The following is a 15,728-nucleotide window of genomic DNA, read 5'->3' as shown; positions in this document are numbered from 1 at the left end:
GCACTTCGTGCTTGCCTTGTGCATGAAACCGGCTAGAAGTCCCCGTAGACGCGCCGGGTGTTTGCGGCCAGGGCGCGGCAATATTCCTCGAGGTCCGCCCCCGTGGTTTCGGCCATGAAGCGCACGGTTTGCGGGATCAGGTAACTGGCGTTCGGCCGTCCCCGGTAAGGGTGCGGGGTAAGGAACGGGGCGTCCGTTTCCACCAGCACCAATTCCGGCCTGGCCACCAACAATGCCGCACGCAGGTCGTGCGAGTTCTTGAATGTCACGGTGCCGGAGAAGGACAGGTACCAGCCGTTTTCGTTGCAGATCTCGGCCAGCTGCACGTCGCCGGAAAAGCAGTGGAAGACCACGCGCTCGGGAAGCGGTTCGTCCCGCAGGACGCGCACCACATCGAGATGTGCGTCACGATCATGGATTTGCAGGGCCTTGGAATGCTCGCGGGCAATGCGGATGTGCTCGCGGAAGGAGTGCTCCTGGGCCGGGCGGCCCGGCTCCCGGGTACGGAAATAATCGAGTCCGGTCTCCCCCACGGCCCGCACCCGCTCGTGGGCGGCGAGATCCTCGATGCGCGCAATGGCCGCGTCCAGGTCCCCGGCCTCGGCCAGGCGCGCGGCATCGTTGGGGTGGATCGCCACGGCGGCGAGCACCCGGGAATCCTCCGTGGCCGCACGCACCGCGAACTCGGAGGATTCCACGTCGCACCCGACCTGGACAACCCCGGGCACACCGACCGCGTTGGCCGCGTCGAGGGCCTGGGCGACGGTGACGTGCACCGAGCCGTCACGGAAGTCCAGGTGGGTGTGGTTGTCCGGGACGCCGAAGGGCAGCGGCGCCGGTGCCGGCGGGTAGGAGAGGTTGCGTTTCTTGCCGTGCTCGTCCTGGCCGCTGCGGTTCGGGGCCCCCGGTTCGTGCCCGGCATCGGGCCGAAGGTAGGCGGCCGGCACGCCCAGGGTGGCACCGAGGTCCGCTTGCTGTTTTGAGACTGGCATGGCGCCCTCTCCTCCTTCGCTTAGTGACCCGGCTTTGCGGGCCGATGGCCGTTGGCCCATCCAGCGTACGCGGCCCGGCACACCGGTGCGCCCCGGCGTGACGCAGCGCACGCCAATGACGGTATCGTTGGAAAGGAGAATTACATACCTTCCACCGTACGGATGCGTTCCAGGAGGACCTTGCATGTCGCTTTCCACCGAGTCCCAGATTCTTCCGGCCGATGAATTCGGCCGGGTCTGCGAAGAAGTGCTGGCCGGTATCGCCACGGTGATCGACGGCAAGGCGGAGGTGGCGCGCACCGCGCTGATCGTCCTGCTGGCCCAGGGCCACCTGCTGCTGGAGGATGTGCCGGGGGTCGGTAAGACCATGCTGGCCAAGACCCTGGCCAAGTCGGTGAACTGCACCGTGCACCGCATCCAGTTCACCCCCGACCTGCTGCCCTCGGACGTGACCGGGGTGTCGATCTTCAACCAGAACACCCACGAGTTCCAGTTCCGGCCCGGCCCGGTGTTCGCGCACATCGTGATCGGCGACGAGATCAACCGGGCCAACGCCAAGACCCAGTCTGCGTTGCTTGAATGCATGGAGGAGGGACAGGTCACCGTCGACGGGACCACCCACATGCTCGAAAGCCCGTTCATGGTGATCGCCACGCAGAACCCCATCGAGCTGGAAGGGACCTTCCCGCTGCCCGAGGCACAGCGCGATCGGTTCATGGCCAAGATCTCCATGGGCTATCCGGACGCCGCTGCCGAGATGGCGATGCTCGAGACCCACCAGTCCACCTCGCCGCTGGACGACCTGCGCCCCGTCCTGGACCTGGCCTCGCTGCACACCCTGATCAACACCGTGGCCGCGGTCTATGTTTCCGACCCGGTGAAGGAATACGTGGTGGCCCTGGGGCGGGCGACCCGCGAGCACGCGGACATCCGCCTGGGCGCCTCCCCGCGGTCCCTGCTGCAGCTGCTGCGCGCCGCCAAGGCCGAGGCCGCACTCAACGCCCGGGACTACGTGTTGCCCGAGGACGTGCGAAACATCGCCGCGAAGGTCCTGGGGCACCGGCTGATCCTGCACCGGAGGGCCGAGGCCGCCGGCTCGAACGCCGAATCGATCCTGGTGTCCATCCTCAACGCGATACCGGTGCGCGCCGGGGCCCGCGGCTAGCCGGTAAATCACAGGCCAAGGCAGCGACCTCCATGAGCATCCCGTCGGCGGAACCCAACGAGTTCCGCGAATCCCCATCCGGCAACCGGTGGATCACCGCAGAAAAACCCGCAACGCTGCGCGAAAAGGTCCATCTCGGATTCCTCACCGCGCGCGGCTGGGGGCTCTTTGCCGCCGGGGCGATATCCCTGCTGCTGGCCTTCCTGATGGGCCGGCGCGAGCTGCTGGCCATCGCCCTGTTCCTGCTGCTCACTCCGCTGCTGGCGGCCTTCCTGCTGCGCTTTGGCAATTCCGAGCTGGCCGTCACCCGGACCTTCAACCCGCAGCAGGCCACCACCGACTCGGGGGTCCGGGTGCGGCTGCACATCACCCACCAGGGTCGCGGGGCCGGACCTCTCACGCTGCGCGACACCCTGCCGGAGGATTTCGGGGCGGGCCCGGAATTCCGCTTCCCCTCGCGCACCGCCGTCCCCGGCSCCGGGGACTCGGGCAGCTGGTACGAATACCGGCTGCGCCTGGCCACCCGCGGCATCTATTCCATCGGGCCGGTCCGCGCCCAGGTCGGCGACGTCTTCGGGCTGGCTTCCCGGCCCGCGGCCCTGGATGCGCCCAGCGCGCTGCTGGCGCTGCCGGTGTGCGAGATGCTCGAACCCACCGGCATTCCCGGCGAGCACGGCTCCCACGGGCAGGCAGCCTCGAACCGCCGGCTGACCCCGGACTCCTTCGAGGTGATGACCCGCGAATACCGCCCCGGGGACACCGTGCGCCGCATCCACTGGCCGGCCACCGCCCGGAAGGGCACGCTGATGGTGCGCCAGGAGGACTACCGGGCAACCCCGCGCGCGGTGCTGATGCTGGACCGCTCCCGCGCCGCGTTCCTCGCCCAGGGCGTGGGTGCCGAACCGGTGCTGAAGATCCCGCAATTCACCTCCACCCCCAAGGACTCGAGCCGCCGCTTCGAATGGGGGCTGCACGCGGCCCTGGGCATCGGCGCCTACCTGGCCCAAACCGGGTTCGGCATCGACCTGATCGACCACCGCGGCACCTCCATCAACGCGGTCTCGGCCTCGGGCACCGAGGACTCCGCAGAGCTCTTTGCCGGGCCCCACGCCACCGCGCGGATGCAGCAGGCATTGGCCGCGCTGGGACTCGAGGACGCCGCCGGGGAACGCCGCGAACCGGCCCGGGCCACGCTGGCCGCGGCCCTGAAGGAACGCATGCGCGAACGCGGGGACCGGCTGGTGCTGATCCTGGGCGAACTCACCGAGGCGCAGGCCGACAGCTGGCTCGAGGTGGTTGGCGCCCGCAGCAAGGTCACGGTGCTGTGCGTGGCCAATCGCGAGGGACACCTCGCCCCGGTCATCTCCCGCTTCCGGCAGGCCGGCTGGGCTGCCGTTGCGGTCAACCCGAAATCCACGCTCGCCGAAGCCTGGGCCGAATTGGGGCGCACCTCATGAGCACACCGACACTGGACAAGCCACGGGTCCCGAACCCCGACCCGCCGGCGCCACGCCGCCGGGCACCGGCCCGGAGCCTGCCGGCCGCCGCCTTCTGCGCCTTCGCCGTGCTGGTGGGCGTGCTGGGGGCCGCCGCCTCGCTGCACGGGGTCGTCAGCGACTGGGGCTGGATGCTGCAGGTCACCACGGTGGTCGGCGCCGTGGTGCTGGCCGCCAACCTGGTCCGGGCCCTGGGTGCCCGCCGCTACCTGGGCACCGCGGCCGGGGCCGTGGTGGCGGTACTGGTGCTGACCTTCCTGTTTTTCGCCAACACCGCCTGGCTGGGCGTGGTGCCCACGGCCTCGACCTACCGCGCGCTGCTGCGGGTGTGGGCGCTTGCCAACGAACAGATGGGCTCCCAGGTGCCCCCGGTGCAAAGCACCGGGGTGATCGTCTTTTCCGTGTGCGTCTGGGCCGCCGCGGTGGCCCTGGCGGTGGACGCCCTGGCCTTCGAGATCCGGGCCGCGGCCCTGGCCGGGTTGCCGCTGGCGATGCTGCTGTCGATCTCCTCGCTCTTCGAGGCACACGGGGCGGGCATCGGCACGGTGTCGGTCACCGCGGTGGGCTACCTGCTGGTCCTGGCTGCGTCCCGCTGGCAGGACGGTGCCGGGTCGGGGCGCCGGGCCATGGAGCTCGGCGGTCCGGGCTCCGGGCCGCGGGGAACCCCGCGGCCCGGGGCGCGTTCGGCACTGCTGCAGGGCACCGCGATCATCGCCGGGGCGCTGGCCACGTTGCTGGTGCTGCCCTCGGCCATTCCCGGCTTCTCCAAGGGCATGCTCACCGAGGGCACCCGGCCCTCCTGGGGCCAGCTGGCCACCAACATCGACCCGATGGTCGCCCTGGGCAACGACCTGCGCAACAGGTCCTCGGGAACGGTGCTGCACTACTTCACTGATTCGCTCGCCCCCGTCTACCTGCGCACCTCGGTCATCGCGGACCTCACGGCCGAGAGGTGGGAACCGGATCCGGAGATCTACCGGGTCCCGGCCACCGAGAACCTGGTGACCCGTGCCTTCCCGACGGTCTTCGAGTCCGCGCAGCCGGCCTTCACCCGCGTGGCCACCGACAAGTACCGGGGAGCGTGGATGCCCCTGCCGGCCAACGCCATCACCCTGAACGGGCTGGATGGTTCCTGGGGCTGGAGCCCCGACACCGGGACGCTGCGCGCCGCGAAGGGATCCACCCCGGAGGCCGAGGACTACACCGTGATGAGCGTGAACCCCGAGATCACCGCCAAGTCGCTGCGGGAGCTGTCGACCTCGATGCCCGGCGGCTTCTTCGCCGAGGTCGACCCGGAGTACCTGGCGCTGCCCCAGGACACCCCCGATTCGCTGGCCAAGGCCACCAGGGACGCGGTGGCCCAGGCGGGGGGCGACAAGTACGAGCAGGCCGTGGCCGTGCAGGACTACCTGCGCTCCACGGTGTTCACCTACTCGGAAAAGACCCCTGTGGAGGACGGCTACGACGGCAGCGGGATGAAGGTCATCGACGCGTTCCTGCAGGAAAAGGCCGGGTACTGCATCCACTTCGGCTCCACCATGGCGCTGATGGCCCGCGAGCTGGGCATCCCCAGCCGCCTGGTCACCGGCTACTCCCCCGGCACCCCCACCGGGGTGAAGATCACCGGGCAGAACGGCGTCGAACTGAACGAATACATCGTGAACTCGCGCAACGCCCACCTCTGGCCGGAACTCTACTTCCCCGGCGCCGGCTGGGTCGCCTTCGAGCCGACCCCGGGGCGCGGGGTCCCGCCGGCCTACGCGCCGGCCCTTCCGGCGTCCACCGCCAGCTCCGCCGAGGACCCGCGTCTGCTCAACCCGTCCAGTTCCTCCTCCGGGCCGTCATCGGCCGAGTCCTCTTCGAGCGCCCCGGCGGCGGCCCCGGGATCCGGCCCCGATGCCGGGACCCCCTTCTCCGGCCTGCTGCCGCTGGCGCTGATCGTGCTGCTGGCCGGGGCCGGTCCGTGGGCGGCCCGCCGTATCCAGCGCACCGGTAGGCTGTCCCGGATGCGCCGGACCGGTGAAATCGACCAGCACTACGGCAGGGAAACCGGTGCCGCCGCGGCCTGGGCCGAAGTGGTGGCCCTGGGTCTGGACCATTCGATGCCCATGCGCCACGACGAATCGGCCGGGGACTATGCCCGGCGGCTGGCCCGCATCCTGCCGCAGGCCGCAGCGCCCCTGTCCGTCCTGGCCCGGGCCTACGAGCGGATGCGCTACGCGCCGGGGCACGGGCAGCCGGACGCCGCGGTGTTGGCCGAGGCGCTGTCCGGGGTGGGACACGCCCTGTCCGCCGGGATGGGTCCCGGCGAGCGCCTGGGCCGGGCGCTGTGGCCACGTTCGCTCTTTGCCCCGCGCCCGCTGGAGCCCTTCGGCTACGCCTCGGGCACGTAGGTGAACAGGTAGTCGGCCAGGGCCTCGAACTGGTCCCGGGGCGTGAATCCGGTGGCCTTGAGCTTGGCCAGCTCCAGGGTGCTGTGCATCGGGCGCGGGGCCATGGAGGGGTGCCCGGCCCGGTAGGCATCGGTGCTCGTGGCGGTGATGCGCCCCGGGTCGTGGCCCAGGGCCGCAAAGACCTCGGCGGCGATGCGCGCCCAGGAGACCGCTTCTCCCTCGTTGGTCAGGTTGTAGGTCCCGTGGGGAGCCTGCGAATCCAGCAGGTGCACGATGCCGGCGGCCAGGTCCTTGGCGAAGCAGAGGCGTCCGTATTGGTCGTCGATGACGCTCGGGTCCACCCCTGCGCGGGCCAGGCGCGCCATGGTGGACACGAAGTTCTTCCCCTCGCCGACCACCCAGCTGGTGCGGACCAGGTAGTGCCCGGGCACCTGGGCCACCACGGCGTCCCCGGCCGCCTTGGTCTGCCCGTAGACCCCGAGCGGGCAGGGGGCGTCGTCCTCGGTGTAGCCGGGCTTGCCCCCGTCAAAGACGTAGTCGCTGGAAAGGTGCACCAGCGTGGTCCCGTGCCGGGTGCAGGCGGCGGCCAGCTGCCCCACGGCGGTGACGTTGGCCGCCCAGGCGGCCCGGCGCCCGGCCGGGGTTTCGGCCTCGTCGACCTGGGTGTAGGCGGCGGCATTGATCACCGCCCGGTACCCGGAGAGGTCAAGGGCGGCCAGCTGGCGGGCATCGGTGATGTCCACTTGCCCGCGGGTGGCGAATTCGTAGCTGCCGTCGACGGGTGCCAGGGCGGCCAGGGCGCGGCCCAGCTGCCCGTTGGCGCCGAGCACCAGGGTCTTGCGCGGGGCCACCGGGGTGAGCGCATCGAGCATCGGGTGGGTCCGGTCGGCGTCCGAGACGGTGGCCTTGGCCAGCGGGATCGGCCAGGGGATGCCGGCGGCCGGGTCCGCCAGGTTCAGGAAGGTGTACCCGGAACGGGCCTTGTCGGACCAGTGTTCGGTGACCAGGTAGCTGTATCCGGTGTCCGGTTCCAGGGTCTGGAAGCCGTTGCCGACCCCGCGCGGCACGAACACCGCCTGCCCGGGGCCCAGCGTGGCGCTGAAGCTCGCCCCGAAGCCCGCCCCGGCGCGCAGGTCCACCCAGGCGCCGAAGACGGACCCGCCGACGACCGCCACGTACTTGTCCCAGGGCTCGGCATGGATGCCGCGGGTGGTCCCGGCCAGCCGGTTGAAGGAGACGTTGTTTTGCACGGGGCGGAAATCGGGCAGCCCGGCCGCCACCATTTTTGCGCGTTGCCAGCTTTCCTTGAACCAGCCGCGGGCATCCTCGTGGACCGGCAGGTGGACCAGCAGCAGGCCGGCGATCCCGGTTTCTTGCACGATCGGCGCGTTGTTCACTCCCCCGCCCCGCTCTCCGGTGCCGCGATGCCTTGCGCCGCGTGCGCGGCCTCCTGGAGCAGGTAGCGCTGCTCGGTCCCGGCCTTGGTGCCCTCCCACCACCACGCGTTCTCGCGGTACCAGGAAATGGTGTGGGCCAGCCCGGAGGACAGGTCCCGGTGTGCCGGGCGCCAGCCGAGTTCGGTGCGCAGCACCGAGGCATCGATCCCGTAGCGCAGGTCGTGGCCGGGCCTGTCGGCGACGGTGTCGTACGCGTCGGGGTCCTGGCCCATCAGCTCCAGGATGGACCGGAGGACCTCGCGGTTGGACTTCTCGCCGTCTGAGCCGACCAGGTAGGTCTTGCCCACCGTTCCACGGTTCAGGATTTCCCACACCGCCGAGGAGTGGTCCTCCACGTGGATCCAGTCCCGGACGTTGGCCCCGGTGCCGTAGAGCTTGGGCCGGACCCCGGCCAGGATGTTGGTGATCTGCCGCGGGATGAATTTCTCCACGTGCTGGTAGGGGCCGTAGTTGTTGGAGCAGTTGCTGATGGTCGCCCGCACGCCGAAGGAACGCACCCAGGCCCGCACCAGCAGGTCCGAGGCGGCCTTGGTGGCCGAGTATGGGCTGGAGGGGTTGTAGGGGGTGGTGTCGGTGAACCGGTTCGGGTCATCGAGTTCCAGGTCCCCGTAGACCTCGTCGGTGGAGATGTGGTGGAAACGCTTTTCGTGGCGGCGCACCGCCTCGAGCAGGGTGTAGGTGCCCAGCACGTTGGTGTCCACAAACGGCCTGGGGTCGAAGAGCGAGTTGTCGTTGTGCGACTCGGCGGCAAAATGCACCACGGCGTCGGAAACGGCGACGAGTTCGTCGACCAGCGGCGCATCGGTGATGTCGCCGATGGCCACGGTGAGCCGCGGCCCGGGGACTCCCTGCAGCGAGGCCAGGTTTCCGGCATAGGTCAGCGAGTCAAGGACGGTCAGATGCGCATCGGAGTGCTCGATCAAATAGTGCACGAAGTTGGCCCCAATGAATCCCGCACCCCCGGTAACCAGGATTCTTTTCATGATTGCAAGGCTAGCTCCCCTCCCCATCCATGACTAGGTGTGCCTAGGATGGGGCCATGAAGGGGATCATACTTGCCGGGGGAACTGGATCGCGCTTGCATCCGATCACGCACGGGATTTCAAAACAGCTGGTGCCTGTCTATGACAAGCCCATGATCTACTACCCGTTGAGCACGCTGATGCTCGCGGGAATCACCGAGGTGCTGGTGATCACGACCCCAGCCGATGCACACCAGTTCCGCGGGCTGCTGGGAGATGGATCGCAGTTCGGGATCACCATCGACTACGCCATCCAGCCCTCGCCCGACGGGCTGGCCCAGGCCTTCGTCATCGGTGCCGAACACATCGGGGACGGCCCGGTGGCCCTGGTGCTGGGCGACAACATCTTCTACGGCCCGGGCTTCGGTTCGCAGCTTGCCGATTTCCATGCCGATTCCGGGGCATCGATCTTCGGCTACTGGGTCAAGGACCCGGGCGCCTACGGCGTGGTGGAATTCGACGCCGCGGGCACCGCGGTGTCGCTGGAAGAAAAACCGGCCAAGCCGCGCAGCAACTACGCGGTGCCCGGGCTGTATTTCTATGACAACTCGGTGATCGACCGGGCGCGGGACCTGGAGCCCTCGGCGCGTGGGGAACTGGAAATCACCGACATCAACCGCCAATACCTGGAGGAAGGCTCGTTGCGCGTGCACGTGCTGGCCCGCGGCACCGCGTGGCTGGACACCGGGACCTTTGATTCGCTCAACGACGCCTCGAACTTCATCCGCACCATCGAGGCCCGGCAGGGGCTGAAGGTCGGTGTTCCCGAGGAGGTCGCCTGGCGCCGCGGGTTGATCGACGATGAGGCGTTGGAGGCCTGTGCGGCGAAACTGGGCAAGAGCGGCTACGGCGCCTACCTGCGCACGCTGCTGGCCCACGACTTCGAGGACCCCTACCACTAGGGATCGCCGGCCGGAGGCGACCGGCGGCAGCAAAGCAGACGGCGGCGCCCCCTGGTCCCCTTGTGCCCGACCGGTGGGTGGTTGGGCGAAGAAGGGCAGGAAGCGCCGCCGTCGGCGTGCCGGTGGGCCGCTTAGCGGGCCGCGTACGGGTCGGCGATGCCGATGTACTGGGTGGTGGTGTACTCGGCCAGGCCCTCGGCGCCGCCCTCGCGGCCCAGGCCCGACTGCTTCACGCCGCCGAAGGGTGCCGCGGCGTTGGAGATGACCCCGGCGTTGAAGCCGACCAGGCCGAACTCGATCTGCTCCGCCACGCGCAGGAGGCGGTTGATGTCGCGCGAGTAGAGGTAGGAAGCCAGCCCGTACTCCGACGCGTTGGCCAGTTCGATGGCGTGCGCCTCGTCGCGGAAGGTGGTCACCGGGGCGACGGGCCCGAAGATCTCCTGGCGCAGGATCTCGGCGTCGTTGGCAACGTTCGACAACACGGTGGGTGCGTAGAAGTAGCCCGGGCCCTCGACCGGGGCGCCGCCGGTCTCAGCCACGGCGCCGGCCTCGACCGCCTTGGCAACCAGGGCGTGGATGTCGTCGCGGGCGCCGGCATCGATGATCGGGCCGACGTTGGTGGTGGCCTCGGTGCCGCGGCCGGTCTTCAGCGCGCCCATGGCGGCGGAGAACTTGGAGATGAACTCCTTGGCCACCGACTCGTGCACCAGGAAGCGGTTGGCTGCGGTGCAGGCCTCGCCCATGTTGCGCATCTTCGCCGCCATGGCGCCCTCGACGGCGGCGTCCAGGTCGGCATCCTCGAAGACCAGGAACGGCGCGTTGCCGCCCAGTTCCATGGAGGTGCGCAGCACCTTGTCGGCGGCGTCCTTCATCAGCATCTTGCCCACGGCGGTGGAACCGGTGAAGGAGACCTTGCGCAGGCGGTCGTCCTGCATCAGCGGGCCGGAGATCTTCGAGGCGCTCTTGGAGGAGACCACGTTGAGCACGCCGGCCGGAAGGCCCGCTTCCATCATGGTGGCGGCGAAGAGCTGGGAGGTCAGCGGGGTGAGCTTGGCGGGCTTGAGCACCATGGTGCAGCCGGCGGCGATCGCCGGGGCGACCTTGCGGGTGGCCATGGCCAGCGGGAAGTTCCACGGGGTGATCAGCAGGCACGGGCCGACCGGCTTGGTCTGCACGATCATCTTGTTCTTGCCCTCGGGGGTGGTGAGGTAGCGGCCGTAGTCGCGCACCGTCTCCTCGGAGAACCAGCGCAGGAACTCGGCGCCGTAGGTGACCTCGCCGCGGGCCTCGGCCAGCGGCTTGCCCATTTCCAGGCTCATGAGCAGCGCGAAGTCCTCGGCGCGGGCGGTGACCAGGTCGAAGGCGCGGCGCAGGATCTCGGCGCGCTCACGCGGTGCGGTCAGCGCCCAGGTCTTCTGCACGGCGTCGGCGGCGTCCAGGGCCGCCATGGCGTCCTCGGAGGTGGCCGAGGCCAGGGTGGCAAGCTTTTCTCCGGTGGCCGGGTCAACGACGTCGAAGGTTCCGCCGTCGGAGGCCTCGCGCCATTCGCCATTGATCAGCAAACCGGTCGGGACGGAGGCGAGTAGTTCGGCTTCGCGCTCGGGGGTAATGGTCATTGGGGCGTTCTCCCTTGAACGGTGGGGTGTTGCGAAACGTGCAGGTTCTTGTTGGTCTCCACGCTAGTGCCGCGGCAAGTCACTGTAAATTTCCAACTGCACTATGACGCAGCCCCCGTTTTGTGCAGGTACCCCAAGGGGCGCACCGACGGCGATTCCGGGGCGCAGGGCTCAGGCGCGGGCCTCGAGCACCGCCGCATAGAGTTCGCGCTTGGACACCCGTTCGGTCTCGGCCACCGCCGCCACCGCTTCCTTGAGCCGCAGGCCCTCGGTGACCAGCTGCTGCACCTGGGCCACGTGGTCCACCGCACGGGCCGGTTCCCCGGCAGGCGCACCGGCGACGACCACGGCGATTTCCCCGCGGACCTCGCCCTCGGCCCAGAGCAGCAGCTCGTCGAGGCTCCCGCGGATCACTTCCTCGTACATCTTGGTCAGTTCCCGGGCGATGGCGCCCTTGCGCTCGGGTCCGAAGGCGTCGCGCAGCGCGCGGATCATCGCGTCCAGCCGGTGCGGGGCCTCGAAGAAGACCATGGTGCGTTGCTCGGCGGCCAGGTCTTCGAGGCGTTTGGAGCGTTCCCCGGCCTTGCGGGGCAAGAAGCCCTCGAAGGTGAAACGGTCGGTGGGCAGCCCGGACAGGGCCAGTGCGGTGAGCACGGCCGAGGGCCCGGGCACCGCGGTGACCGTGACGCCGGCGGCCACTGCGGCCTCGACCAACTTGAACCCGGGGTCCGAGACCGCGGGCATGCCCGCGTCGGAGACCACCAGGACCGTGGCGCCGCCGGCGACCAGTTCCAGCAGCTCGGTGAGCCGGTGGGTTTCGTTGTGTTCGTGGTAGCTGATCAGCCGGCCGGGCACCCGGACGCCAAGCCCGGTGGCCAGGTGCAGGAAGCGCCGGGTGTCCTCGGCCGCCACGATGTCCGCGCTCTTCATGAGCTCGATCAGGCGTGGGGACGCGTCGGAAAGGTTGCCGATGGGGGTCGCGGCAAGGACGATCTGGCCCGGGGTTTCTTGAGTTTCCACGCCCCAAGCCTACTGCCCGCGCGTGCCTCCAAGTCCCGCAGGGGGCCGCCGGTAGAGTGTTGACGGTGACTACCGCTTCCATGCACAGAACGCGCCGCTGGGTCCAGACCCCGGCCGACGCCTTCGGGATCCAGGCCCTGGGGGACCGCTTGTCCGGCCCCTTGCACCGGGCCGGGGCCTGGGGCTGGATCGTTCCGCTGGCCATGGCGATGCTCGGGGCGGTGCTGCGTTTCACCAACCTCGCCCATCCCCACCTGCTGATCTTTGACGAGACCTACTACGTCAAGGACGCCTACACCATGATGCACGCGGGCTACGAGCTGGAGTGGGGCGAAAACCCCAACGAGGCATTCATCTCCGGACAACCGGAGCCCAAGGAATCGGCCTCCTTCGTGGTCCATCCCCCGCTGGGCAAGTGGCTGATTGCCGCCGGAATGTGGCTTTTCGGGACCGACAACGGGCTGGGCTGGCGTTTTTCCGGAGCGCTCTTTGGCACGCTGTCGGTGCTGCTGTGCGCACTGGTGGCCCAGAAGCTGTTCTCCTCGGTGCTCCTGGGCGGGATTGCCGGCCTGCTGGCCGCGGTGGATGGCCACCAAATCGTCATGTCCCGCACCGGGCTGTTGGACATCTTCTTGATGTTCTTCATCCTGGCAGGCTTCCACGCGTTGCTCCTTGACCGTTTCCACGGGCGGGCGAAGCTGGCCCGGGCGCTGTCCACCGCGGATGGTTCACGGCCCTCCGACAGGTTGCTGGCCTACGGGCCATGGCTGTGGTGGCGCCCCTGGCGGCTGGTCGCCGGGGTGATGCTGGGGGCCGCGGCCGGGGTGAAGTGGTCCGCGCTGTCCTTCATTGCCGTCTTCGGGCTGATGACGGTGCTCTGGGACCTGTCGGCACGGCGCCGCGCCGGGATCCGGCACTGGGTCCTCGCCGGGCTGACCCGCGACGGGATCCCCGCATTCCTGCTGATCATTCCCACGGCCGCGGCGGTGTACCTGGCAACCTGGATCGGTTGGCTGCGCTCCGCCGACGGCCGCTACCGCCAATGGGCGGTGGAAAACCCCTCGGAAACCTGGGGTTGGGTGCCGGATGTGTTCCGCTCCCTGGCCGAGTACCACCGGGCCGCCTATGCGTTCCACCAGGGACTGGGTTCGCCGCACGGCTGGGAATCATCGCCGTGGAGCTGGCTCTTTGCCGGTCGCCCGGTGCTGTTCTTTTACGAGTCGCGCAGCAACGGCGAATTCGGGTGCACCAGCACCAATTGCGTCCAGGCGATCACCGATCTGCCCAATCCGGTCATGTGGTGGTCCGCGACCCTGGCCATGCTGCTGGTGCTGTTCTACTGGATCGGGGCGCGCGATTGGCGTGCCGGGGCGATCCTTGCCGCCGTTGCCGCCGGGTTCCTGCCGTGGTTCGCCTACCCGGATCGCACCATGTTCTTCTTCTACACCCTGCCCTTCGCCCCGTTCATGGTCCTGGCCCTGACCTACGTGCTGGGCAGGTTCCTGCCCACCGACAAGCAGGTCCCCTGGCACCGGCGGCGCGTGCTGTGGGGCGTGGGGATCTTCCTGGCGCTGGTGGTGGCCGTGTCCGCGTTCTTCCTGCCGGTGTGGACCGGGGACATGATCACGTACGAGAATTGGCGCATCCACATCTGGATGCCCAGCTGGGGATAGGCCATGGATTACTCGTCAGTAACATAGACTATGGTCCACACCACATGACGACCACCACGGGAACACACCACACCATGCGCGAAGCAAGCACCGGACTGATCACTGGACTGCCTCAGGATTCGAACACCACGGACCTGCTGCTGGCGCGCCTGGCCCGCGGGGATTCGGCACCGCTGTTCAGCGTCAAGCGCGGCGCCTCGTGGACCGACGTGTCAACCGCCGATTTCACGGCCTCGGTCCGGTCCCTGGCCAAGACGCTGCTCGCCCACGGCCTCGCCCCGGGCGACACCGTGGCGATCATGTCCTCCACCCGCTACGAATGGGCACTGGCCGAACAGGCCATCTGGTTCGCCGGCGCGGTGTCGGTGCCCATCTACGAAACCAGCTCCCCGTTCCAGGTCGAGTGGATCCTCAAGGATTCCGGGGCCCGGCTCGCCTTTGCCGAGGACCCCCGGCGCGCGCAGGTGATCGACCAGGCCGCCGCCGCCCTCGGCGAAAAGGTCACGGTGCTCGCCTTCGAGGACGGCACGGATGCCGATCCGCAGGGCATACCGTCGGCGGGGCTGAAGGAGCTGGTGGATGCCGGCTCCCGCAGCGCCGTGACCGACGAGCAGCTCGAGGCCGCACGGACCTCGGCCGGCCTGCAGGACCTGGCGACCCTGGTCTACACCTCCGGAACCACCGGGCGGCCCAAGGGCTGCATGATGACCCACGCGAATTTCTCCCTGATCGCCGTGAACCTGGCCCCGCACATGGCCCCGGTGCTGGGCACCGGTGAGCGCACCTTGATGTTCCTGCCGCTGGCCCACGTGCTGGCCCGCGCCGTGCAGCAGGTCTGCGTGCACGCCGGCTCCACCATCGCCCACACCTCCACCGCCTCCACCCTCGTGGAAGACCTGGCCGCGGTGAAGCCCGGTTTCCTGCTGGCCGTGCCCCGGATCTTCGAGAAGATCCGCACCACCGCGTCCAACACCGCGCAGGCCGCCGGCAAGGGCGCGCTCTTCGCCCAGGCCGAGTCGGTGGCCATCGAATACTCCCGTGTTGCCGACGACCGCGCCCGCGGGATTCGCACCCGCCGCTCCCCCGTGCTGCTGGCCAGGCACGCCCTGTTCAACAAGGTGCTCTACCCCAGGCTGCGGGCGGTGTTCGGCGGCCGGGTCCGCTACGCGATCTGCGGCGCCAGCGCGCTGAACCCCGAGCTGGCGCACTTCTTCCGCGGCGCAGGCATCGGCCTGCTGGAGGGCTACGGGCTCACCGAGACCACCGCACCGGCCACGGTGAACATGGCCCGGGACGTGCGGGTGGGCTCCGTGGGCATCCCCGTGCCGGGCACCGCGATCCGCATCGCCGACGACGACGAGATCCGCATCAAGGGCATCGGGGTCTTTGCCGGATACCACCGCAATGCCCGGGCCACGGCCGAGGCCTTCGACGAGGACGGGTTCTTCAAGACCGGGGACACCGGGACCCTGGACGATTCCGGGTTCCTGAGCATCACCGGCCGCACGAAGGACATCCTGGTCACCGCCGGGGGCAAGAACGTGGCGCCGGGCCCGCTGGAGGAAATCATCCGGGCCTGCCGCCTGGTCAACCAGGTCGTCGTGGTCGGTGAGAACCGCCCGTTCGTCGCGGCCCTGGTGACACTGGATCCGGACGAACTCGGCCCGTGGTGCCGCGCCAATGCGCCCGGCGGGCTTTCGCTGGGGCAGGCAGCGGTGCACCCGCGGGTGCTGGCCGAGATCCAGGCGGCCGTGGATGCGGCCAACGAGACGGTGTCCAAGGCCGAGGGCATCCGCAAGTTCACGATCCTGGATGCCGAGTTCACCGAGGAATCCGGGCACCTGACCCCGTCCCTGAAACTCAAGCGGGCCAGCGTCATCGCCGACTACTCCGCGGCGATCGACGCACTCTACGAGCGCTGAGAACCACCCGGGAAAACACAGATCCCCCCGGTGCTGCCGTGGGGCACCCCGGGGGGGGATCGCGTCGTGG

General features: G+C 69.3%; 11 protein-coding genes. 6 read left to right on the top strand and 5 right to left on the bottom strand.

Annotated elements, in window-relative coordinates; genetic code table 11:
- Positions 1–32: 32 nt before the first annotated feature.
- Positions 33–992, bottom strand: a complete 960-nt coding sequence (locus BLJ79_RS14505) for a TatD family hydrolase (protein ID WP_286135428.1) — start codon at positions 990–992, stop codon at positions 33–35.
- Between the two features lie 184 nt (positions 993–1,176).
- Between BLJ79_RS14505 and BLJ79_RS14500 the strand changes: the two genes are divergently transcribed.
- The 3 genes from BLJ79_RS14500 to BLJ79_RS14490 are packed head-to-tail and all read left to right on the top strand — an operon-like array spanning position 1,177 to position 6,046.
- A complete protein-coding gene (locus BLJ79_RS14500) occupies positions 1,177–2,157 on the top strand; it encodes an AAA family ATPase (protein ID WP_071215470.1) in 981 nt (326 codons plus the stop codon).
- 32 nt (positions 2,158–2,189) lie between these two features.
- Positions 2,190–3,614, top strand: a complete 1,425-nt coding sequence (locus tag BLJ79_RS14495; protein ID WP_071215469.1) for a DUF58 domain-containing protein — start codon at positions 2,190–2,192, stop codon at positions 3,612–3,614.
- Positions 3,611–6,046 (top strand): transglutaminase TgpA family protein, encoded by a 2,436-nt coding sequence (locus tag BLJ79_RS14490; protein ID WP_071215468.1) that lies wholly within the window; start codon positions 3,611–3,613, stop codon positions 6,044–6,046. Before BLJ79_RS14495 ends, BLJ79_RS14490 begins: the two co-directional genes overlap by 4 nt.
- On the opposite strand, the gene BLJ79_RS14485 is transcribed toward BLJ79_RS14490, so the two are convergent.
- Both BLJ79_RS14485 and rfbB read right to left on the bottom strand, forming a co-directional pair.
- Positions 6,028–7,443 (bottom strand): sugar nucleotide-binding protein, encoded by a 1,416-nt coding sequence (locus BLJ79_RS14485; RefSeq protein ID WP_071215467.1) that lies wholly within the window; start codon positions 7,441–7,443, stop codon positions 6,028–6,030. The genes BLJ79_RS14490 and BLJ79_RS14485 overlap by 19 nt on opposite strands.
- Positions 7,440–8,486 carry a dTDP-glucose 4,6-dehydratase gene (gene rfbB / locus BLJ79_RS14480; protein ID WP_071215466.1) on the bottom strand — a complete coding sequence of 349 codons (1,047 nt, stop codon included), beginning with the start codon at positions 8,484–8,486 and terminating at the stop codon, positions 7,440–7,442. The genes BLJ79_RS14485 and rfbB overlap by 4 nt, the downstream gene beginning before the upstream one ends.
- A 56-nt stretch (positions 8,487–8,542) precedes the next feature.
- Between rfbB and rfbA the strand changes: the two genes are divergently transcribed.
- Positions 8,543–9,427: a glucose-1-phosphate thymidylyltransferase RfbA gene (gene rfbA / locus BLJ79_RS14475; protein ID WP_071215465.1), complete on the top strand. Its 885-nt coding sequence runs from the start codon at positions 8,543–8,545 to the stop codon at positions 9,425–9,427.
- Positions 9,428–9,558: 131 nt separating this feature from the next.
- On the opposite strand, the gene BLJ79_RS14470 is transcribed toward rfbA, so the two are convergent.
- Together BLJ79_RS14470 and rsmI are read right to left on the bottom strand one after the other, a co-directional pair.
- On the bottom strand, positions 9,559–11,043 hold the full coding sequence (locus tag BLJ79_RS14470) for an NAD-dependent succinate-semialdehyde dehydrogenase (protein WP_071215464.1): 1,485 nt from the start codon (positions 11,041–11,043) through the stop codon (positions 9,559–9,561).
- Positions 11,044–11,214: 171 nt separating this feature from the next.
- A complete protein-coding gene (rsmI, locus tag BLJ79_RS14465) occupies positions 11,215–12,063 on the bottom strand; it encodes a 16S rRNA (cytidine(1402)-2'-O)-methyltransferase (protein WP_071215463.1) in 849 nt (282 codons plus the stop codon).
- An 80-nt stretch (positions 12,064–12,143) separates the two neighbouring features.
- Between rsmI and BLJ79_RS14460 the strand changes: the two genes are divergently transcribed.
- Both BLJ79_RS14460 and BLJ79_RS14455 read left to right on the top strand, forming a co-directional pair.
- On the top strand, positions 12,144–13,736 hold the full coding sequence (locus BLJ79_RS14460) for a dolichyl-phosphate-mannose--protein mannosyltransferase (protein WP_071215462.1): 1,593 nt from the start codon (positions 12,144–12,146) through the stop codon (positions 13,734–13,736).
- Between the two features lie 44 nt (positions 13,737–13,780).
- Positions 13,781–15,658, top strand: coding sequence for an AMP-dependent synthetase/ligase (locus BLJ79_RS14455; RefSeq protein ID WP_353615483.1), 1,878 nt, complete (start codon positions 13,781–13,783; stop codon positions 15,656–15,658).
- The last annotated feature ends 70 nt before the right edge of the window (positions 15,659–15,728 follow it).

This window comes from Arthrobacter sp. UCD-GKA (genome assembly GCF_001863355.1).
Taxonomy (GTDB): domain Bacteria; phylum Actinomycetota; class Actinomycetes; order Actinomycetales; family Micrococcaceae; genus Paeniglutamicibacter.
This window is presented reverse-complemented; position numbering and strand designations above follow the sequence as displayed.

Coding starts and splice junctions, on each gene's coding strand:
- BLJ79_RS14505 (WP_286135428.1), bottom strand. CDS start 992: ATGCCAGTCTCAAAACAGCAAGCGGACCTCGGTGCCACCCTGGGCGTG.
- BLJ79_RS14455 (WP_353615483.1), top strand. CDS start 13,781: ATGACGACCACCACGGGAACACACCACACCATGCGCGAAGCAAGCACC.
- BLJ79_RS14470 (WP_071215464.1), bottom strand. CDS start 11,043: ATGACCATTACCCCCGAGCGCGAAGCCGAACTACTCGCCTCCGTCCCG.
- BLJ79_RS14490 (WP_071215468.1), top strand. CDS start 3,611: ATGAGCACACCGACACTGGACAAGCCACGGGTCCCGAACCCCGACCCG.
- BLJ79_RS14460 (WP_071215462.1), top strand. CDS start 12,144: ATGCACAGAACGCGCCGCTGGGTCCAGACCCCGGCCGACGCCTTCGGG.
- BLJ79_RS14500 (WP_071215470.1), top strand. CDS start 1,177: ATGTCGCTTTCCACCGAGTCCCAGATTCTTCCGGCCGATGAATTCGGC.
- rfbB (WP_071215466.1), bottom strand. CDS start 8,486: ATGAAAAGAATCCTGGTTACCGGGGGTGCGGGATTCATTGGGGCCAAC.
- rfbA (WP_071215465.1), top strand. CDS start 8,543: ATGAAGGGGATCATACTTGCCGGGGGAACTGGATCGCGCTTGCATCCG.